Origin of the sequence: Pedobacter jamesrossensis (assembly GCF_042650905.1) — a bacterium.
GTDB lineage: Bacteria > Bacteroidota > Bacteroidia > Sphingobacteriales > Sphingobacteriaceae > Pedobacter > Pedobacter jamesrossensis.
The window spans coordinates 48,370-69,453 of sequence record NZ_JBHSBY010000008.1 but is presented as its reverse complement, the minus strand read 5'-3'; the positions used below and the strand labels follow the sequence as shown (position 1 = coordinate 69,453).

Here is a 21,084-nt window from a genome sequence, read left to right as displayed (position 1 = left end):
GCATCCTGTGTGCCGGAAAGATCAATCTCTGCTTGACCAAGTTGGCTTTTAATCCAGTGCTCTCCTTCTTTAACTAGCATTTCTACTCGGGAAATAGAACTTGAGCTGCCCAAGGTTTTTATCACCTTGTATTTGCCAGAACTTTTATCAATGACCTGAACGCTGACCACTCCACTTTTATTCTTCTTTTGTCGAACAAACATCAAGATAAATNGCCAAAAAGTGCCGGGACACCCAAAAATCTAAATAAATACAGTTAACAAGCTGATAATCAACGACAATTTCAAGCCAAATAAAAAACCGCGGAAGACAGGAAAAAAACTCAAATAATTCCAATCGATAGTATAACATTCATATTTCGAAATTTTGAAATGAATTGGAAATATTTTAGGCAAAACTACGGAGAATCCTTTATTCAAATCTCACACCCAATTTTCTTAAGGAATGATAGTGAATGCATCCTTTACTTAAATTACACTTGTGGTGTAAATTGTGGAGAAGAACAGATTAGATTATACAAGAAAATTAAAAATAAATGGATTTGCGTAAAAACTGGTCACGGTTGGATTAGCTAATTGTCTTAATCAATCCAATCAACTCCGCTTGCGTAGTTTGCGTTTTATCTTTAGCATACCAGCTATGAAGTCTTTCTGATAAAATTGTCATTTCAGTAGTTTCTTTTCGCCACTCTTTTAAAAGTTCTTGCAAAACCTGTGGTCGTGGTGCCCAACTAGCTAAAACTTTATCGCCTGTTTCATTTAAAACTAAAAGAACAGGGATTGCTCTGCCGCCATTAGTTAAGTGTGCATCAATTAAAGGCAGGTTTTTATCGCGAAGAACAAATTTTAAATCAATTTTACCTAAAGAAGCCGCTGCAATTTTGTTAAATACCGGAACAATTTGAGCAGCATCGCCACACCATCCTTCAGTAACTACTAAAAACTTATAATTTCCGGTAAGCTGATTAATGGTTGATGTTAATTCATCAGTCAGGCTAATCGTCTTATCAACGCGGCTCATGCGTTGCACATTCATTTTTGTGTAGTGCAAATCGTAAGTTACATCGCCTGTAGCTTTTCCCTCTAACAGAAGCCGATCTATCAAAGCTCGGTATGTTTGATAATCCATTCCTTGCTCACTGAAAATTTCGCTGTAATTAACCATGATATTTTACATTTTTATGCGGCAAAGGAAAGGAGAAATAAGTAAAAATTAATCATCATTTTGCAAGAAAAAAAGCCATTGAATTGCAACCCTTAAACGACCATTAACTTAGTAACATGCTGAGTAAGCGCCACAAAATCTTCAACACTTAATTGCTCTGCTCTTTTTTCGAAATATATATGGTCATCCATTTTGTCTTTCGGCATAACCGCCGAAACCGCATTACGCAAAGTTTTTCTCCGCTGATTAAAACCTGCTTTAACTACACGCCAAAATAATTTTTCGTCGCAATCTAAAGCCTCAACCTCATTTCTTGTTAAGCGAATAATAGCCGAATGAACCTTTGGTGGCGGATTAAATGTACCCGGCTTTACCGTAAATAAATATTCAATTTTATAATAAGCCTGAAGGAAAACACTTAAAATACCATAATCTTTTGTGCCCGCCGGAGAAGCACAGCGTTGAGCAACTTCTTTTTGAAACATGCCTACCATTTCTACCACTTTATGGCGGTTATCTAAAATCTTAAATAAAATCTGCGAAGAAATATTGTATGGAAAGTTGCCAATAATAGCAAACTTGCCAGGGAAATTATCATCGAAATTCATTTTCAAAAAATCACCATTAATTAACTTATCGCCTAGTTGAGGGTATTTTTCGTTAAGAAAATGATAAGATTCGGTATCAATATCAATCAGGTACGTTTCAAAATCTTTACGCTGAAGCAAAAAATCAGATAAAATGCCCATTCCAGGGCCAACTTCTAAAACCTGATTGTATTTATCCGTACTAATCAAACTTTCTACAATGCGATTCGCAATGCCTTTGTCGGTTAAAAAATGCTGACCTAAATGTTTTTTTGCTTTTACTAAACTCATATTACCCCAAACCCCTAAAAGGGCTTTTAAATTAAAAATTGTTAACAAAGATAGGCTTATTATTCCTTTGCGAATAACTTAGTGTTCTTTGCGGTTTCACTTTTTTTAAAGGGTTTAAACGAAAATCAGTAATTTGCGCTAAAATTTTCCAGTAATTATGAGCAATAAACTTAAAATTGGCATCAGTATAGGCGACGTGAACGGCATAGGTTTAGAAGTAATCATCAAAACACTATCTAATCCTGCCATTTTAAATTATTGCACACCAATTGTTTACGGCCATACCAAGGTTTCCTCTTTCCACAGAAAGGCGAATAATCTTGGCGATTTCAGTTTTAATGTAATTAATCACGCCAATCAGGCGCAGCTAAAAAAAGCAAATATGATTAATTGCTGGGAAGAAGATGTAAAAATCGAACTCGGACAAGTAACCGAAACCGGTGGGAAATATGCGCTTTTATCGTTAGAAAGAGCAACTGCTGATTTAGTAAATGGCGATATCGATGCTTTAGTCACCGCACCGATCAATAAACATAACATACAATCGGAAACATTTGCCTTCCCAGGTCATACCGAATATTTGCAGGAAAAAAGTGGAAGTAAAGATGTGTTAATGTTCTTAATTAGCGAAAATTTACGGGTTGGTGTAGTTACCGGCCACATTCCGGTTAAGGATGTACCAACAAATATCACCAAAGAAAAAATTCTAAGCAAATTAAAACTCATTAACGAAAGTTTGAAAAAAGATTTTTGGATTGAAAAACCGAAAATCGCTGTTTTAGGTTTAAATCCTCATGCAAGTGATAACGGCTTATTAGGTTTAGAAGAAGCTGAAATTATAACGCCTGCTATTCAAGAAGCTTACGATAAAGGCTTGATGGTTTTTGGTCCATACCCTGCAGATGGTTTTTTCGGAAACGGCAGTTACAAAAAATTCGATGCCGTTTTAGCGATGTACCACGATCAAGGCTTAATTCCTTTTAAAACCTTGGCTTTTCACAATGGTGTTAACTATACCGCAGGTTTAAATTTCGTACGTACCTCTCCAGATCACGGAACAGGTTACGATATTGCGGGTAAAGATTTGGCAGATTCGACATCATTTACTGAAGCATTGTTTTCGGCTATCCACATTGTAAAAAATCGTAGAGAGCAAGAAGAAATGTTAGCAGGTCAGTTGCGTACCGGCGGCAAAGTGGTAGAAACGCAATTCGATATTAAAGATGATGCTTCTTAAGTAAGCTAAAAGGATAAAGCGGAAAGATTAAAGCTTTTATAGCCTCAGAGATTTATTACACATTTAATAATTTGTAAAGCAAACCATGTATTTCATCGGTTCTGAAAGCCCTGCTATTCGTTGCAATCTTTTTTGTGTTTGTCAATGCTGAGCTTGTGGAAACACCTGCAACAAAAAAATATTTCCACTGCTATCAGGTTTATTTTAGTTAAAATTGTGCATCAATTAAAAAATGAACGGCACAAAGAAAATCCTTCCAATAATTGTAGTATCACAGTTTTTATGCACTTCACTGTGGTTCGCAGGCAATGCTATTCTGCCCGACATTATTAAAAGCTTCCCTACAGAATTAAACCTTTTAGCAAATTTAACTAGCATGGTTCAGTTCGGCTTTATAAGCGGAACTTTGGTTTTCGCCATCTTCTCAATTTCCGATATTTTCGATCCATCGAAGGTTTTCTTTATTTGTGGTATTGCTGCTGCTGTGTTTAACCTGGGTATTTGCTTAGAGCTAACTGATGTTAATATGCTGCTTTTATTCCGCTTTTTAACAGGCTTTATGTTAGCCGGAATTTATCCCGTTGGGATGAAAATTGCTGCCGATTATTTTAAAGATGGCCTAGGGAAATCATTAGGTTTTTTAGTTGGAGCTCTGGTTTTAGGCACTGCATTTCCACATTTATTAAAAAATGTTACTGCCGACTTCCCCTGGAAATACGTGATTTACGCCACTTCAACATTATCACTTATTGGCGCTTGCTGTATTTTTCTTTTTGTACCAAATGGCCCATACAGAATGGCGGGACAAAAATTTGATTTGCTTGCCAGTTTTAGTGGATTTAAGAATGTTAATTTTCGCTCTGCAGCATTTGGCTATTTCGGCCACATGTGGGAGTTATACACCTTCTGGGCTTTCTTACCAGGCATGCTTTTGCTATACAATAACACACATCAAAATCCATCGCTAAATATTTCTCTATTTGCTTTTCTAATTATCGCTTCCGGTAGTTTATCCTGCATGATTGGCGGCTTACTATCTCAAAAGTTTGGGGCAAAACGAATTGCTACCATTGCGCTATCCATATCGGGCTTGTGTTGCATATTGTCTCCCATTTTTTTGTTTTCTAGCTCGGTTTATATCTTTCTTATATTTTTATTTATTTGGGGTTTAGCCGGAACTGCCGATTCTCCACTATTTTCATCGCTGGTTGCTAAAAACGCACCCGATGCTTTAAAAGGAACCTCATTAACTATTGTAAATTGCATAGGTTTTGCGATTACAATTATCAGCATTCAGGTAATCAATATTTTGGCAAAACAAATAGACTCACATTACCTTTATACTATGTTGGCAATTGGGCCTGTGCTCGGACTTTTTGCATTATCAAAAGGAATTAAGTCAACTTCGAATCTGTAATTGTGCTCTTTTCTCATTGCCAAACCAATAAAATTCCTCAACTTTAAATAAACCAAAAACTAAGATTATGAAACGTTCAATATCTTTTCTTGCAAGTTTATTTTCCTTAATTATCTTATCAAATACTTCAATTGCTGCAGATGTTTATGCCGAATATGAAATAACTGGAATGGGCGCCAAAAGTGTTCTCAGTAAAATGTATGGCAAAAATGGCAATGTTCGCACAGATGTAAATATGGATGTTGCCGGACGGCAAATCACAAGTACTAGTTTAATGCTTAAAAGCAACCCAGGCGTTATATTGATTTTTAATTCGATGACTAAAACTTACACGGAAACAAAAACTACCAAAGATGCTTCTATAAAAGACTTTAGCATAAAAGTATTAGGAACTGAAAAAATCGGCAAGTACAATTGTAGTCATATTAGAATGACTTCTGATGGTAAATCCTGGGATATGTGGTACACAAAAGATCTACCATCAATTAGTTTTCCTATCAACGGAAACAGTGCGGCAAGTAGCGAAAAATTAATAGCTGAACTAAAAAGCAAAGGTATTACGGGCATGCCTGTGAAAATTGTTTTTTTTAAGCCTGGAACTTCAACTGCTGCAATAACGATGCAACTCACAAAATATGAGCCTAAAACACTCGATGTTGCATTATTTAGCATACCTACAGGCTATAAAAAAAGTGGTGTAAGTTTCGATGCTGAGAAAATGAAAAACATGACGCCCTCGCAAAGAAAAGAAATGATGATGAAAATGATGAAAGAACAAATGAACCATTAGTTTTATTTAAACAAATTCACAAAACACATTTACATTGCCCAAATTAATTTAAAAATGCAGAATAAACTTTCACCAATTATAAAACCGGAAGACCTAACCTGGTTAAATCAAGACGAAGAAATTGTAATTTTAGATGTGAGCGCTGGCTCAAAATCAAGATACGATGAACAACATTTATCAGGTGCTCTTTTCGTTGATGTGAACGACGATTTAGCTAATATTGATGATTTCGCTAAAGGTGGCAGACATCCTTTACCTACTTTGGAGCAATTTGCACAAGTTTTACAAAAATCAGGCATTACTAAAACAACCAAAGTTATTGTTTACGATGATAAAAATGGCGGCAATGCTGCGGCAAGATTGTGGTGGATGCTAAGGTCAATCGGGCACGAAAAAGTGCAAGTTATAGATGGCGGATTTCAGGCCGCAGTTAAAGCTGGTTTCCCAATCACGAATAAAAAAGAAACACCAAAATCTGTTGGGGCTTATGAAATAAAATCGTGGAACTGGCCTCTATCAAATATTGATGAAGTCCAAAAAGTTGCGAAAACTGATGAATATATTGTAGTTGATGTTCGTGATGCAAATCGATTTGCAGGTCTAACCGAACCAATTGATACGATTGCTGGTCATATTCCTGGTGCTACTAATATTCCCTTTACTGAAAATTTAGATGCCGATGGGCGATTTTTATCACCCGAAATTTTAAAAGAAAAATATACTGAAGCCTTAGCAACAGTTAAACCAGAAAATATAATTGTTCATTGTGGTTCGGGTATTACTGCCTGTCACACACTTTTGGCAATGGATTACGCTGGCCTTCCAATACCTAAACTTTATGTTGGCTCATGGAGCGAATGGAGCAGAAATAACAAGGAAATGATTTTGGCGAAGGAAGCGTATTAGTGATTTAGAGTTAAGCGGAGAAATTTGAACTTAAACTTTATTAAAATGAAACCGTTTTTCTTGCTGCAACCCACAATTAGATTGAGCTGCTGAGAAACGAAACAAGTGCAAACTATGAAACAGGTCCTATAATTCTCCAGAAAAAAACTAAAAAAGATCGAATAAAAGATAGACTGTCTGAAACAAACGAGTAATTAAACTGATTTCCAGAAAATAAGATATGCCCTAATATTCCAATATCTCAACTTTTTAAGATTAACATTTTTAAAAAAAACATTTTTAATCTAATTATTTTATCCCTACATTTGCAGGCTAAAATTTTACAGTACTTTGAACCCGCTAAAACAATTTTCAGTACCCTTTACAGGATTAAAATTGGGAGCCCATCAGTTTGATTATGAGCTTGATGATACCTTTTTTAACGCTTTTGAGTACTCTTTAATTAAAAGTGGTAACCTAAAGGTTAATCTGGAACTTGAGAAACAAGAGACCATGTTGCTTTTAAAATTTAAAGTAATTGGCACCGTAAATTTAGATTGCGATAAATGCTTATCTGAATTTCCTTTACCAATAAATCTGTACGAAAGACAAATTGTAAAATTTGCAGGAGACGATTTAGAAAGTGATGATGAAGAAATTATCTCACTAAGCCGTAAAGAAACTGCAATTGATATATCGAAACCGTTATACGAAATGATTAATGTAGCGGTACCTTATATTAAAAACTGTGAGCAAGCTAATAGAGAATGCGATCAGGAAATGATTAATCGTTTAGAAAATTTATCTATCGATAGTCAGCATGAAGAAAATGAACAAAATAGCGACCCACGTTGGGAAGCACTTAATAAGTTAAAAAAATAATTAGATTATACACCAATGGCACATCCAAAACGGAAAATCTCGAAACAGAGAAAAAATAAAAGAAGAACACACTACAAAGCAGTGACACCTTCTTTAGCAACATGCTCAGCAACAGGTGCTATCCACGTACCTCACCGTGCATACAACGTAGATGGTAACCTATACTATAATGGTAAATTGGTTATCGAAAATACTCAAATAGGGTAATTTTCTTAAAAAATTGTTTGTGTTTTCAGCGGCTTTAGTTATACCTTAGTCAACTGAAAATTCAGGGTTTAACCTGACCTTAACACAAACAGATTTTTTCTATGAAAATAGGCCTCGACATAATGGGCGGAGACTATGCTCCCAAAGCAATTGTTTTGGGAGCAATAGCAGCTCATCAATCGCTAAACGCTGGAGAACATTTAGTTCTTATCGGCGATACCGAACAGATTAAACCGATTCTTGCAGAAGAAGGTTTTAATCCAGATCATTTTGAATACGTTCATACTGATGAAGTAATTGGTATGGGCGAACATCCCACAAAAGCAATTGTTCAGAAACCTAATTCGAGCATAGCAGTTGGTTTTAATCTTTTAAAAGAGGGTAAGATCGATTCTTTTGCGAGTGCCGGTAATTCTGGAGCTATGCTAGTTGGGGCAGTGTTCAGCGTAAAAACAATTCCGGGCATTATCCGCCCATGCTTATGTTCTATTCTTCCGAAGCTTAAAGGCGGCACAGGCTTACTTTTAGATGTTGGCGCTAACGCCGATTGCAAACCCGATATTTTATTACAATTTGGCGTTCTGGGCAGTTTATATGCAGAAAATTTATTGCAAATAGATAAACCCAGAGTTGCTTTAATGAATATTGGAGAAGAAGATGAAAAAGGAAATATGCTAAGTATGGCTACTTTCCCGTTAATGAAAGAGACTAATCTATTTAATTTTGTAGGCAACGTAGAAGGTCGCGATTTATTTAACGATAAATCTGATGTAATTGTTTGCGATGGCTTTACCGGAAATGTAATGCTTAAGTTAGCAGAATCTTTCTATGTTATCACCATAAAAAAAGGATTAAAAGATGAGTTTTTCGATCGTTTTAATTACGAACAATATGGTGGAAGTCCGGTTTTAGGCGTTAACGCTCCAGTTGTTATCGGTCATGGAATTTCCAGCCCGTTAGCAGTTAAAAATATGGTTCTTCAATCCAGAGAAATGATTACAACCGGATTGGTAGAAAAAATTAGAATTGCATTTAAATAATTTATTAAAATTTTTAAAATGAGTAAAATTCACGCTGCTATTACAGCAGTAAATGGTTACGTCCCCGACTATGTGCTAACAAACGCAGAGTTAGAAACCATGGTTGATACTTCGGATGAATGGATCACCAGCAGAACGGGAATTAAAGAACGTAGAATTTTAAAAGGTGAAGGTTTAGGTACATCAGATATGGCGGTTTATGCCGTAAATGGTTTGCTTAAAAAACGTGGTATTGATGCAAAAGAAATTGATTTAATTATTTTTTGTACCACTACACCCGATTTTACATTCCCTGCAACAGCAAACGTTTTAGCTGATAAAATCGGGGCAACAAATGCTTGGGGATACGATTTACAGGCCGCTTGTTCGGGTTTTATATTTGGTCTTGCCACTGGTGCATCTTTTATCGAAGCTGGAAGACATAAAAAAGTTTTAATTGTTGGTGGTGATAAAATGTCATCGATTATTAATTATGAAGACCGTACAACCTGCATCATTTTTGGTGATGGCTGCGGTTGTGCTTTATTAGAACCAAATGAAGAAGGCTTAGGCATTCAAGATTCTATTCTTAGAACAGATGGTTCTGGAAGAGATTTCTTAGGTATGAAAGCAGGTGGTTCTGTTCAGCCTGCAACTCACGAAAGTATCGACGCTAAATTACATTATGCACATCAGGAAGGGCCAACTGTGTTTAAATTTGCAGTTACCAATATGGCAGATGTTGCTGCTGAAATTATGGAGCGCAATTGTCTAACATCTGATGATATTGCATGGCTGGTACCACACCAGGCTAATAAACGCATTATCGATGCAACTGCAAATCGTATGGGAGTAACTACCGATAAAGTAATGATTAATATCGAACGTTACGGAAACACAACTAATGGAACTATTCCACTATGCTTATGGGAATGGGAAAGTAAACTTAAAAAAGGCGATAACATTGTTTTAGCAGCCTTTGGTGGCGGCTTTACATGGGGTTCTATTTACCTTAAATGGGCCTACAATAGTTAGTTGGTTTTTAGATGGTCCTTGTCTAGTTGCTTGGTTGCAGCTAATAATTCATGACCAAAAAACTAACAACCAAATACCCAAAAAACTAAATAAATAAAACAAAAAAAGTATAACTTAGTTAATTCAATAAACACTATTTTTTACATAACTAGCCTAAAAAATGGATATCAAACAAATACAGGAACTGATTAAATTTGTTTCTCGTTCTGGTGTAAATGAAGTTGCAATCGAGCAAGAAGATTTTAAAATCACCATTAAAACAAACCAAGCACCAACAGTTGTTCATGCTTCATTGCCTCAGGCACCACTTGTACAAGCGGCTGCACCTGTTGCAACAGCACCTACAGCGCCAATTGCTGCTACACCAGTTGTTCCTGCTGCAGAAGATACATCAAACTACATTACTGTTAAGTCGCCAATGATTGGTACTTTCTACCGTTCAGCTAGCCCCGATAAACCTATGTTTGTTAATGTTGGTGATGAAATTAGTACTGGTAAAGTAATTTGTATTATCGAAGCAATGAAACTTTTCAATGAAATTGAAAGTGAAGTTTCAGGTCGTATTGTTAAAATTTTAGTTGATAATGCATCTCCTGTAGAGTATGATCAACCATTATTTTTAGTAGAACCTATTTAGTAAACTATTTACTTTAAGTTTCGGTTTTGCATTTGCAAAGCCTAACAAAATTTATGGTTCGTGGAAACACGAACCATGGCATTTAATTTAGAATTTGATTATGACTAATTATGCTGCACTACAATCAGTGTAATTAAATAGTTGGTGTAATCATCACTTAAAAAATTATGTTTAAAAAAATACTAATTGCCAACAGGGGCGAAATCGCTTTGCGTATCATTCGTACTTGTAAGGAAATGGGCATCAAAACAGTTGCTGTTTATTCTACTGCAGATAGAGAGAGTTTACACGTACGTTTTGCTGATGAGGCTGTTTGTATTGGCCCGCCACCAAGTAAAGATTCTTATTTAAATATTCCAAATATTATTTCAGCTGCAGAATTAACGAATGCTGATGCGATACATCCAGGCTACGGTTTCTTATCAGAAAACGCGAAATTTTCTAATATCTGCCGTGAATATAACATCAAATTTATTGGTGCAACGCCTGAGCAAATTAACGGGATGGGCGACAAAGCTTCGGCTAAAGAAACCATGAAAATTGCGGGTGTACCAACAATTCCGGGTTCTGAAGGCTTATTATCAAGCGTTAAAGAAGGTATCGCTATCGCAAATGAAATGGGTTATCCGGTAATACTTAAAGCAACTGCCGGTGGTGGTGGCCGTGGTATGCGGGTAGTTTGGAAAGATGAAGATTTCGAAAATGCATGGGATAGTGCTCGTCAGGAATCTGGTGCAGCATTTGGTAACGATGGATTATATTTAGAGAAATACATAGAAGATCCTCGTCACATTGAAATCCAGATTATTGGCGATCAATATGGCAAAGCTTGTCACTTATCAGAACGTGATTGTTCAATCCAGCGTCGCCATCAAAAATTAGTAGAAGAATCTCCTTCTCCATTTATGACAGATGAGCTTCGTGTAAGAATGGGCGAGGCAGCTATTAAAGGTGCACAAGCTGTAAATTATGAGGGTGCGGGAACAATCGAATTTTTGGTTGATAAACACCGTAACTTCTACTTTATGGAGATGAACACACGTATTCAGGTAGAACATCCGGTTACCGAAGAGGTTATTAATTTCGATTTAATTAAAGAACAAATTAAAGTCGCTGCCGGAATTCCAATTTCAGGAAAAAATTATTTCCCGAATATGCATGCAATCGAATGCCGTATTAATGCGGAAGACCCTGCAAATAATTTCCGTCCTTCGCCAGGGAAAATCACTAATTTCCACTCTCCGGGTGGTCATGGTGTACGTGTAGATACCCATGTTTACGCAGGCTATCAAATTCCTTCTAACTACGACTCTATGATTGCAAAGCTAATTTGTGTTGCTCAAACACGCGAAGAGGCGATTTGTACAATGGAACGTGCATTAGGAGAATTTGTAATAGAAGGCGTTAAAACAACAATTCCATTCCATTTACAATTAATGAAAGATCCGAACTTTAGGGCTGGAAATTTCACAACAAAATTTATGGAAACATTCGAATTTTCAGAATAATATAAACTATTTCTATATTTAACACGTAAATACCATTCTATTCAAATAGAATGGTATTTTTGTTTTCAACATGAGCGACACTAAAGAAAAATCATCACTACTAAAAGCTATTGCAAATAAAGGAACAAACCTTGAGGCAGAAATGTCATTTTTCGACCATCTCGACGTTCTTCGCAAGCATTTAATCAGAGCAGCTATAGCGATTGCTGTATTTACTGGCATCGCATTTTATTTCAATGAAGAAATACTAGATAAGGTAATTTTTGGCCCAAAAAAACCAGATTTCTGGACTTACAGAATGATGTGCAGATTGGTAGAGAGCTTCCCATCGCTAGGAAAAGACATGTGTATCACCAAAATTAATGGTGAAATCATTAACACAGAAATGGCTGGCCAGTTTAATTTGCAGTTAAATGTATGTGTAATGTGCGGTATCGTTTTAGGCTTTCCTTATTTACTTTGGGAAATCTGGCGTTTTGTTAAACCTGCATTGCATGAAAAAGAGCGTAAATCTGCCAGTGGCTTTGTATTTTTCGCATCACTTCTATTTATAATCGGCATTCTTTTTGGTTATTTTATCATTTGTGCGCTTTCGATTAACTTTTTAACAGGTTACACGGTTAGTGCAGAAATTAAAAATACATTTACAATCGACTCTTACGTTTCGTCTATTGCGACGTTAACTTTAGGTACAGGTATTATTTTCGAGCTTCCGATAATCATTTTTATACTATCGAAACTTGGCTTAATGACACCTAAGTTAATGAGAGCTAGCAGAAGATATGCGGTTGTAATTATCTTAATTATTGCGGCCATTGTAACTCCAACCCCCGATATTTTAACGATGCTTACCGTTGCTGCGCCATTATTCTTACTTTACGAATTAAGTATTTTTGTATCAGCCTACATCGAAAAAAAGAAGAAAAAAGCGGATGCGGCTTTCTATGCTAAATAACAAAAACATTACGAACAGATTTCCGAATTCTCTATAAATTTGAACAATGGCAGACACAAAAATTAAGATAGCAATTGGTTCCGATCATGCAGGTTTTGATTACAAAGAACTTTTAAAAGATTTCCTTTCTGAATATGAAGTAAAAGATTTTGGAACACATTCTTTGGATTCAGTCGATTATCCTGATTTTGCACACCCGCTTGCTACTGCTGTAGAAAATGGTGAGTTTCAGTATGGGATTTTGCTTTGTGGCTCTGCTAATGGCGTTGCTATTACGGCGAATAAACATCAACAAATTAGAGCTGGTTTATGCTGGGAAAACGAAGTTGCCTCATTAGTTAGAAAACATAATGATGCCAATGTTTTGTGTATTCCGGCAAGGTTTGTATCAGAAGAACTTGCAAAAGAAATAACCACAACATTTCTGAATACAGAATTCGAAGGTGGCCGCCATCAAAACAGGGTAGATAAAATATCCTGCTAAATCTAAGCACAACTAACTTTTACTAAAATAATGAATAAAAAATTTTTGACCCTTAGCGTTGCTTCGCTTCTTACAGCAAGTTGCTTCGCTCAAGTTAAACCTTTAGTTCCAAATAAGGATGCTATTAGGTTTAGTAAAGCCATTAATCCCGAGAACGGTTATAAACATCTTTCAATACTAGCTTCTGATGAATACGAAGGTCGCGAAACTGGTAAAAAAGGCGCATGGATGGCCGCAGATTATATTCGCAATTATTTCAAATCAATAGGATTAAAAGGCCCGGTAAATGGCGATTATTTCCAAAAGATAGACTTGGTTAACCTGATGCTGAAAGAAAGTCACGTTACTTTAAACGGGCAGGTAAAGGATTATCAAAAAGATTACCTGGTTTTACCGAATACCATTAGCGATAAAGGATTTACATTTTCTAGCGATGAGGTAGTTTTTGTTGGCTACGGATTAAAAAAAGATAATTATAATGATTTTGCTGGTGTAGACATAAAAGGCAAGGTTATTATGATGTTTAGCAATGGCGATCCTACTCTCAAACAAGGAGAAAGAATGGATCGTAATGCTATAATGAAAGTTCGAAAAGATAGAGCCGATTATTTGGCTCAAAACAATGTTAAGGCAATCATTACGATAGACCCAAATATCGACAGACTTTCTGAGGCTTATAAAAAATACTTAAATGATGGTCAGGTTATAGTTAAGACTAAAAGCATGGCAGAGGCACAAAAGCAAAATGATGTACCTCGCATTTCGATTTCCTCGGCATTGGCTAACGAAATTTTAAAAGGTGCAAATACAACTGTTGCTGATTTACAGAAGAAAATTCTTGATAGTAAAACTCCTGCTTCGCAAGTGTTAAACGTTCCGTTTTCTGCGAGTGCTGCAAAAACAGAAACTTCCGTACGATGCGAAAATGTGTTAGGCTTTTTAGAAGGTTCTGACCCTAAATTGAAAAAAGAAGTATTAGTTTTAACTGGCCATTATGACCATATTGGTTTGGTTACTGATCCTAATGCAAAAGACAAAGTAAATAACGGTGCTGATGATGACGGTTCTGGCACAACTGGGGTTTTGTTAATGGCTAAAGCGTTTACTGATGCTAAAAAAGCAGGCAAAGGCCCAAAACGTAGCATTTTATTCATGACTGTTGTTGGTGAAGAAAAAGGTTTATGGGGTTCTGATTGGTATTCTGAAAATCCAGTATTTCCAGTAGAAAACACGATTGCCAATTTAAATACAGATATGATAGGTCGTATTGGTGAAGAATACCTGGGTAAGCCGGATTCGGCAAATTACATTTATTCTGTAGGTTCTAAAATGCTGAGCAGCGATTTAGCTAATTTAAGCGAACGAGTGAATGCAACATATACCAAAATGAAATTGGATTATAAATATGACGATCCGAAGGATACAGAGCGTATTTATTACCGTTCAGATCATTATAACTTCGCTAAATTAGGTATTCCAATTATTTTCTATTACGATGGAATGTTACAACAAGATTACCACAAACCTGGCGATGAAGTAAGTAAAATTAACTTTAAGCTTCTTTCTAAAAGAGCGCAGCTTACTTATTATACAGCGTGGGAATTGGCAAATCAAGCTAAACGACCAGCTGTTGACATGGATGGTGCTGGAAACCCAAAGAAATAGTAAAGTAAAAATATATAAGCCTCGACATTAGATCGGGGCTTTTTTATGCACATTACTTTTCGAGCCTGCTTAAATTCTTATCTTTGATTTATGATGAAAACTGCCGAGGAATTTTTAGAGAAGTCTGATGAGAAAGCTTTCGATTTACCCCATCGTAAAACCATAAATTATAATATTGGGAAATACAATACGGCGGTTGAAAGAGGATTATCAAAATTCGAAAACCTCGAAGTATCAAAAAAGAAAGCGCATGTTGTAAAATGGCGTGTAATGGAAAATTTAGACAAATTTCTACCCGAATTTGAATCGAATTTTCAACGCCGAGGCGGAAACGTAATTTGGGCAAATGATGCCGAAGAAGCCCAGCAGGAAATTTTAAAAATCATCACAAGAAACAACGGAAAAACCGTTATCAAGTCAAAATCGATGACGACCGAAGAAATTCACTTGAATGATTTTCTCGAAAAAAATAACATCGAATCCTTAGAAAGTGATTTAGGCGAATACATTGTTCAGTTGCTTGGGCAAGCGCCTTACCACATTGTAACACCTGCCATGCACTTAAGTGCCGCAGATATTGCAAAACTATTTCATGATAAATTTGGAACACCAATTGATGCAACGCCGCCACAATTAGTTCAAAAAGCAAGAGAATTACTTCGTGATAAATATTTAAATGCAGATATAGGTATAAGTGGAGGTAATTTTTTAATTGCAGATACTGGAAGTATTGCTATTACAGAAAACGAAGGGAATGCCCGTTTAAGCACCACTTTCCCTAAAATTCATATTGCTATTGTTGGTATCGAAAAGATTATTCCATCAATGGCTGATTTAGATTTATTCTGGCCTTTGCTGGCATCTCATGGTACAGGACAAAATTTAACGGTTTACAATACTATTTTAAGTGGCCCTCGCCAACCCAACGAAACTGATGGACCAGAAGAAATGTACGTTATCCTTTTAGATAACGGCCGTACAAATTTATTGGCTCAAAAAGACCAGCGACAAGGTTTATATTGCATTCGCTGTGGCGCTTGCTTAAACGCTTGCCCTGTTTATAAAAATATTGGCGGCCACACTTACAATACTACTTACAGCGGGCCAATTGGCTCTGTAATTACACCGCATTTAAAAGGCATGGAAGAGTTTAAGCACCTGAGTTATGCCTCAAGCCTTTGCGGAAAATGTTCTGAAGTGTGTCCGGTTAAAATAGACATTCATAAAATGTTATTACTCAACCGTAGAGATGCAGCAGCAACACACGAAAATAGCAAGGTAGAAGAAATTGGTTGGGGAATGTTTAACCGAATGATGCAAAAACGAAAGTGGATGGACTTTTTCGGTGGGAAATTTAAAAATTTTATGCTTAAAACATTCTTCAAAAAAAGCTGGGGTAAATACCGCGAAATGCCAAAAGTTGCCGATAAATCTTTTGCGAAGCAATTTGAAGAAATGAAGAAAAATAAAGAAGTTTAAAGCCCAATACCCAAACTAGCTAAGTATGCATTTCAACCGACGAGATAAAGACGACAAATTCTTATTGAATTTATATAAAAGACTGCTTTATCCCCGAATGGTTGAAGAAAAAATGCTCAAACTTCTGCGTCAAGGCAGAATTGGTAAATGGTTTTCGGGTATTGGGCAGGAAGCTATTGCAGTTGGCTCAACATTAGCGATGCAAAGCGATGAATATATTTTGCCGATGCACCGTAATCTGGGTGTTTTTACCTCTCGGGACATTCCATTAAAAAAACTAATGGCACAATGGCAAGGAAAAGTAACAGGCTTTACCAAAGGTCGTGACCGTTCGTTTCATTTCGGAACACAAGATTATAAAATTATTGGGATGATTTCTCATCTCGGGCCGCAGATGGCATTGGCTGATGGCATTGCATTGGCCGATGTTTTAGCCAATAAACAAAAAGCAACCATTGTTTATACAGGCGAAGGTGCGACCAGCGAAGGCGATTTCCACGAAGGCATTAACGTGGCTGCCGTTTGGAATTTACCTGTCATTTTCTTAATTGAGAACAACGGCTACGGTTTATCAACGCCTAAATCTGAGCAATTCAGATGCAAAAATTTAGTGGATAAAGCAATTGGCTATGGCATTGAAGGCATTCAAATCGATGGAAATAATATTCTTGAAGTTTATGAGACCATTAATCAACTGGCTAATGAAATTAGGAAAGATCCACGTCCAGTATTGGTAGAATGCATGACTTTTAGAATGCGTGGACATGAAGAAGCCTCGGGCACCAAATATGTTCCACAAGAATTATTTGATGAGTGGGAAAAGAAAGACCCATTAAGTAATTACGAAAATTACCTCATCGAGCAAGGAATTTTAACAACAGATTCAGTTATAGATATTAAAATTCAAATCAAACAAGGTATTGAATTGGAAGTAGAAGAAGCTTTTAACGAGCCAGAGCCAGAGGTCGATTCAAGGCAAGAGGAAAGTGATATGTATTTCCCTTACGAGCAAAAAGTGGTTGATCCGGGTCAATCTTCAACAGAAAAAAGATATTTAGATGCTATTACTGATGGACTGGATTTAGCGATGCAGAAATATCCAAATCTGGTTTTAATGGGGCAGGATATTGCCGACTATGGAGGCGCTTTTAAAATTACCGATGGTTTTACAGCTAAATATGGTAAAGACAGAGTTCGCAATACACCCATTTGCGAATCGGCAATTGTTGGTGCTGGTTTGGGTTTATCCATAAATGGTTTTAAAGCGGTGGTAGAAATGCAGTTTGCAGATTTTGTTACTGTAGGCTTTAATCAAATTGTAAATAATTTAGCTAAAACCCATTACCGATGGGGCGAAAAAGCCGATGTTGTGGTTCGTATGCCCACGGGTGCAGGAAGTGGTGCAGGTCCTTTTCATTCACAAAGTAACGAGGCTTGGTTCACTAAAACGCCTGGACTGAAAATTGTTTATCCAGCTTTCCCTGAAGATGCAAAAGGATTGCTTTTGGCAGCAATCGAAGACCCAAATCCGGTTTTATATTTTGAGCATAAATATTTGTACAGAAGTTTAACAGCACCAATTCCTGATGGCTATTACACCACCGAAGTTGGTAAAGCGGTTACACTTGCTAAGGGAAATAAATTCTCGATTATTACTTATGGTTTGGGCGTTCATTGGGCTTTGGATTACCTGAAAAACAACCCTGAAACTGATGCAAGTTTGATTGATTTACGTACACTTCAGCCTTGGGATAAAGAAACCGTTAAAGAAACTGTAAAATCAACAGGCAGAGTTTTAATTTTACATGAAGATACGCTTACCAATGGCTTTGGAGCAGAAATTTCGGCATGGATTGGCGAACATTGTTTCCAACATTTAGATGCGCCAGTAATGCGTTGCGGCAGTTTAGATACTGCAATTCCAATGAATAAAGCATTAGAAGATGATTTTTTAGCAAAAGCAAGACTGGCCGAAACGATTGAAAAATTATTGAAATATTAAAATATCTTTTGCCACCAAAACCAGAAACCTCAGAAATATATCTGATAATTTCATGTTTCAGTGGCCATTTTTTATAAAAACATGAGCAATTTTAAAGTCGAAGGAAACATAGTTGATATCACCAGGCGAAACATTTTCTTTGGCGAAGTAGAGGTTGAGGCGGGAAAGATAAAATCTATCAATAAAATTTCTGAAGCAAAAGATGAGACGCATTTTATCTTACCAGGATTTATTGATAGTCATGTTCACATTGAAAGTAGCATGCTTATCCCAAGCGAATTTGCGAGGTTGGCAGTTGTTCATGGAACCGTTGCTACCATCAGTGATCCACACGAAATTGCCAATGTTTGCGGAATGGAAGGTGTTGAATTTATGATAGACAATGGAAATACCGTTCCTTTCAAATTCAATTTTGGAGCACCTAGCTGTGTTCCGGCAACTATTTTTGAGACTGCTGGCGCTGAATTAAACCACGATGATGTTAAAGCACTTCTAGAGCGTCCAGAAATAAAATACTTGAGTGAAATGATGAATTTCCCTGGTGTACTTTATAAAGATGAAGAGGTTTTAAAAAAGATTGCGGCTGCACATGAATTGGGGAAACCTGTAGATGGTCATGCCCCAGGCTTAGTTGGCGATGCTGTTCAGCAATATATTGATGCAGGTATTTCTACCGACCACGAATGTTTTACTGATGAAGAGGCTTTGGATAAACTTCAGCGTGGGATGAAAATTTTAATTCGCGAAGGAAGTGCTGCCAAAAATTTTGAGGCTTTGATTGAATTACTACACGACTGGCCAGAAATGATGATGTTTTGCAGTGATGATAAACACCCAGATAGTTTGGTAGAAAGCCATATTAACCAACTTTGCGCAAGAGCAATTGCAAAAGGAATTGATATTTTTAATGTGTTAAAAGCGGCTTGCATAAACCCTGTTCTTCACTACAAATTAGATGTTGGAACTTTAAAAATTGGAGATGATGCAGACTTTATTGTTGCTGAAGATTTGATAAACTTCAAAATTAGACAAACTTACATTGATGGTGTTCTACTTGCTGAAAATGGTAAAACTGTAGGTGATTGGATAAAACACGAAGCGGATAAAGAATCGGTAAATCATTTTGATTGCAGTTTTAAAAAAATAGAGGATTTCGTTTATCCATATCAAGAGCAAAAAGAAATTCCTGTGATAGAGGCTTTAGATGGGCAATTAATCACTAATAAATTGTTTTTTGCACCAAAAGTAGAAAACGGAAATATTGTTAGCGATTTAGAAAATGATGTTTTGAAAATGGTTGTGGTTAACCGTTATCATGATGCGCCAATTGCAATTTCCTTTGTTAAAAACTTCGGGATGAAACATGGTGCAATTGCATCGAGCGTTGCGCATGATAGCCATAATATTATTGCAGTGGGCGTTGATGACAAGAGCATTTGCGATGCCGTTAATTTGGTAATTGCAACAACTGGTGGCGTAGTTGCTTTAGGTAATGGAAAGGAAGAAGTTTTGCCCTTGCCAGTAGCCGGTTTAATGAGTAATCACAACGGGTATGAAGTTGCTGCGCTTTACACTTCTATCGATAAGTTTTCGAAAGAACTGGGCTCTACTTTAATTGCTCCTTTTATGACGCTTTCCTTTATGGCTTTATTGGTTATTCCACATTTAAAATTAAGCGACAAAGGGTTGTTTAATGGCGATGAATTTCAGTTTATGTAAAATTAGTCAACAACAAAAACCTCTGCCAACGGATTAAAAAGATATATCCGTTTATCATCTAAACAAACGCAGCGATAGCGCTTTCTGATGCGTTCGCCTTTGGTAAACCTACGACCATCCTTAATTTTGAAATTGGTATTTAATGGCAACTGTTCCAGATGCAGTGTTTCAGTTTTATCAGAATCATACTTTTTTAAAGCACGAGATAAATGTAAATCTGAGCAGCTTGATGCCGCCGGATTCGACATGTAATTATCAATCGCTTTATGAATATCATCTGGAAAAACATTCATTTCAAAAAAAGGAACCATCATTCTCTGGAAGTTTTTTTTCCACTCAGAACCATGCGGTTTTACTTTATTTTTGAAGTCGTTCCAGGTTAGAAGATGTGCAAATTCATGCACAGTAGTAACTAAAAATGCGTAATGGTTAAGATTGAAATTTACCGAAATACGATGCCCTTTATCTCGGTACGGATGTCGGTAATCGCCCAGTTTTGTAGAACGGGTTTTAGCAATTTTAAATTCACATTGAAAATAATCTATCCACTTTGCAATTAGCGGTGCAGCCTCGGTTGGCATATATTTCGCTAAAACGTTAACTTTCTCCACAAATGCTAAAGTAAGAATTTTAAAGTTTTTAACCACAGCGGTCGCTAAGATTTACACAGAGAAAACAGATTTTTTTGTACATAAAGATTATCAGTAACCATTTACAACTCGTTTAATTCCATCTTTTAATCTTAAAACATTAAAGTTCATCAGCAAACCAAATCTATAAGCTCCCAGTTTCATATAGGTTAATGTTTGAGCCAAATGTATATCAGTTAAACGTTCAATGCCTTTTAACTCTAATACAAGTTTATTCTCAACCAAAATATCTATTTTATATCCACAATCAAGTCTTATGTCTTCGAAAACTAGTGGTATAGCCTTTTCTTTTTCAACAATAAAACCTGCCTTTTCAATTTTATAGAATAAACATTCTTTGTAAGCACTTATCCAATAATCCAGGTCCAAGAGCGGTGTGAACATCAAAAGCTAATTCAATAATTATCCTTGTTAATAAATCCTCTTTCATATTCTTTGTGTTCTCGGTGCCTAACTCTGTGTGCTCGGTGG

At 36.4% G+C, this 21,084-nt stretch carries 20 protein-coding genes and 1 pseudogene; 16 read left to right on the top strand and 5 right to left on the bottom strand.

The window, feature by feature from the left end:
- From ACFOUY_RS01385 to rsmA, 3 genes and pseudogenes are all read right to left on the bottom strand, one after another.
- Positions 1-203, bottom strand: a pseudogene (locus ACFOUY_RS01385) (IS1634 family transposase); the annotation flags it as partial.
- A 364-nt stretch (positions 204-567) separates the two neighbouring features.
- Positions 568-1,164: a thioredoxin family protein gene (locus ACFOUY_RS01380; RefSeq protein ID WP_378958645.1), complete on the bottom strand. Its 597-nt coding sequence runs from the start codon at positions 1,162-1,164 to the stop codon at positions 568-570.
- A 92-nt stretch (positions 1,165-1,256) separates the two neighbouring features.
- Entirely contained in the window at positions 1,257-2,042 is a 786-nt protein-coding gene (rsmA, locus tag ACFOUY_RS01375; RefSeq protein WP_378958644.1) for a 16S rRNA (adenine(1518)-N(6)/adenine(1519)-N(6))-dimethyltransferase RsmA, read from the bottom strand.
- Positions 2,043-2,199: 157 nt separating this feature from the next.
- Between rsmA and pdxA the strand changes: the two genes are divergently transcribed.
- From pdxA to ade, 16 genes are all read left to right on the top strand, one after another.
- Entirely contained in the window at positions 2,200-3,279 is a 1,080-nt protein-coding gene (gene pdxA / locus ACFOUY_RS01370) for a 4-hydroxythreonine-4-phosphate dehydrogenase PdxA (RefSeq protein ID WP_378958643.1), read from the top strand.
- A gap of 232 nt (positions 3,280-3,511) precedes the next feature.
- A complete protein-coding gene (locus ACFOUY_RS01365) occupies positions 3,512-4,696 on the top strand; it encodes an MFS transporter (RefSeq protein WP_378958642.1) in 1,185 nt (394 codons plus the stop codon).
- 67 nt (positions 4,697-4,763) lie between these two features.
- Complete coding sequence (locus ACFOUY_RS01360) at positions 4,764-5,486, top strand: DUF4412 domain-containing protein (RefSeq protein ID WP_378958641.1); 723 nt, start codon at positions 4,764-4,766, stop codon at positions 5,484-5,486.
- A gap of 54 nt (positions 5,487-5,540) precedes the next feature.
- Positions 5,541-6,392: a sulfurtransferase gene (locus ACFOUY_RS01355; RefSeq protein ID WP_378958640.1), complete on the top strand. Its 852-nt coding sequence runs from the start codon at positions 5,541-5,543 to the stop codon at positions 6,390-6,392.
- Between the two features lie 330 nt (positions 6,393-6,722).
- Positions 6,723-7,253 carry a YceD family protein gene (locus tag ACFOUY_RS01350; RefSeq protein ID WP_378958639.1) on the top strand — a complete coding sequence of 177 codons (531 nt, stop codon included), beginning with the start codon at positions 6,723-6,725 and terminating at the stop codon, positions 7,251-7,253.
- Between the two features lie 15 nt (positions 7,254-7,268).
- A complete protein-coding gene (gene rpmF / locus ACFOUY_RS01345) occupies positions 7,269-7,460 on the top strand; it encodes a 50S ribosomal protein L32 (protein ID WP_025143959.1) in 192 nt (63 codons plus the stop codon).
- A 101-nt stretch (positions 7,461-7,561) separates the two neighbouring features.
- Entirely contained in the window at positions 7,562-8,500 is a 939-nt protein-coding gene (gene plsX / locus ACFOUY_RS01340) for a phosphate acyltransferase PlsX (RefSeq protein WP_378958638.1), read from the top strand.
- Between the two features lie 18 nt (positions 8,501-8,518).
- A complete protein-coding gene (locus ACFOUY_RS01335; protein WP_378958637.1) occupies positions 8,519-9,514 on the top strand; it encodes a beta-ketoacyl-ACP synthase III in 996 nt (331 codons plus the stop codon).
- A gap of 160 nt (positions 9,515-9,674) precedes the next feature.
- Positions 9,675-10,151 carry an acetyl-CoA carboxylase biotin carboxyl carrier protein gene (accB, locus tag ACFOUY_RS01330; protein WP_378958636.1) on the top strand — a complete coding sequence of 159 codons (477 nt, stop codon included), beginning with the start codon at positions 9,675-9,677 and terminating at the stop codon, positions 10,149-10,151.
- Positions 10,152-10,318: 167 nt separating this feature from the next.
- Positions 10,319-11,659 (top strand): acetyl-CoA carboxylase biotin carboxylase subunit, encoded by a 1,341-nt coding sequence (gene accC, locus ACFOUY_RS01325; RefSeq protein ID WP_378958635.1) that lies wholly within the window; start codon positions 10,319-10,321, stop codon positions 11,657-11,659.
- A 70-nt stretch (positions 11,660-11,729) separates the two neighbouring features.
- Positions 11,730-12,614 carry a twin-arginine translocase subunit TatC gene (gene tatC, locus ACFOUY_RS01320; protein ID WP_378958634.1) on the top strand — a complete coding sequence of 295 codons (885 nt, stop codon included), beginning with the start codon at positions 11,730-11,732 and terminating at the stop codon, positions 12,612-12,614.
- A gap of 46 nt (positions 12,615-12,660) precedes the next feature.
- The gene (gene rpiB / locus ACFOUY_RS01315) at positions 12,661-13,098 is read left to right on the top strand and encodes a ribose 5-phosphate isomerase B (RefSeq protein WP_378958633.1); all 438 of its coding nucleotides are present in this window, start codon (positions 12,661-12,663) and stop codon (positions 13,096-13,098) included.
- 30 nt (positions 13,099-13,128) lie between these two features.
- Positions 13,129-14,763 (top strand): M28 family peptidase, encoded by a 1,635-nt coding sequence (locus ACFOUY_RS01310; RefSeq protein WP_378958632.1) that lies wholly within the window; start codon positions 13,129-13,131, stop codon positions 14,761-14,763.
- A 90-nt stretch (positions 14,764-14,853) separates the two neighbouring features.
- Positions 14,854-16,242, top strand: a complete 1,389-nt coding sequence (locus ACFOUY_RS01305) for a LutB/LldF family L-lactate oxidation iron-sulfur protein (protein WP_378958631.1) — start codon at positions 14,854-14,856, stop codon at positions 16,240-16,242.
- A 25-nt stretch (positions 16,243-16,267) separates the two neighbouring features.
- On the top strand, positions 16,268-18,244 hold the full coding sequence (locus ACFOUY_RS01300) for an alpha-ketoacid dehydrogenase subunit alpha/beta (RefSeq protein ID WP_378958630.1): 1,977 nt from the start codon (positions 16,268-16,270) through the stop codon (positions 18,242-18,244).
- Positions 18,245-18,325: 81 nt separating this feature from the next.
- Positions 18,326-19,963, top strand: coding sequence for an adenine deaminase (ade, locus tag ACFOUY_RS01295; protein ID WP_378958629.1), 1,638 nt, complete (start codon positions 18,326-18,328; stop codon positions 19,961-19,963).
- A 2-nt stretch (positions 19,964-19,965) separates the two neighbouring features.
- Here ade and ACFOUY_RS01290 read toward each other — a convergent pair whose 3' ends face one another.
- Both ACFOUY_RS01290 and ACFOUY_RS01285 read right to left on the bottom strand, forming a co-directional pair.
- Positions 19,966-20,574: a SprT-like domain-containing protein gene (locus ACFOUY_RS01290; RefSeq protein ID WP_378958628.1), complete on the bottom strand. Its 609-nt coding sequence runs from the start codon at positions 20,572-20,574 to the stop codon at positions 19,966-19,968.
- A gap of 90 nt (positions 20,575-20,664) precedes the next feature.
- The gene (locus ACFOUY_RS01285; protein ID WP_378958627.1) at positions 20,665-20,997 is read right to left on the bottom strand and encodes a GxxExxY protein; all 333 of its coding nucleotides are present in this window, start codon (positions 20,995-20,997) and stop codon (positions 20,665-20,667) included.
- Positions 20,998-21,084: the final 87 nt, after the last annotated feature.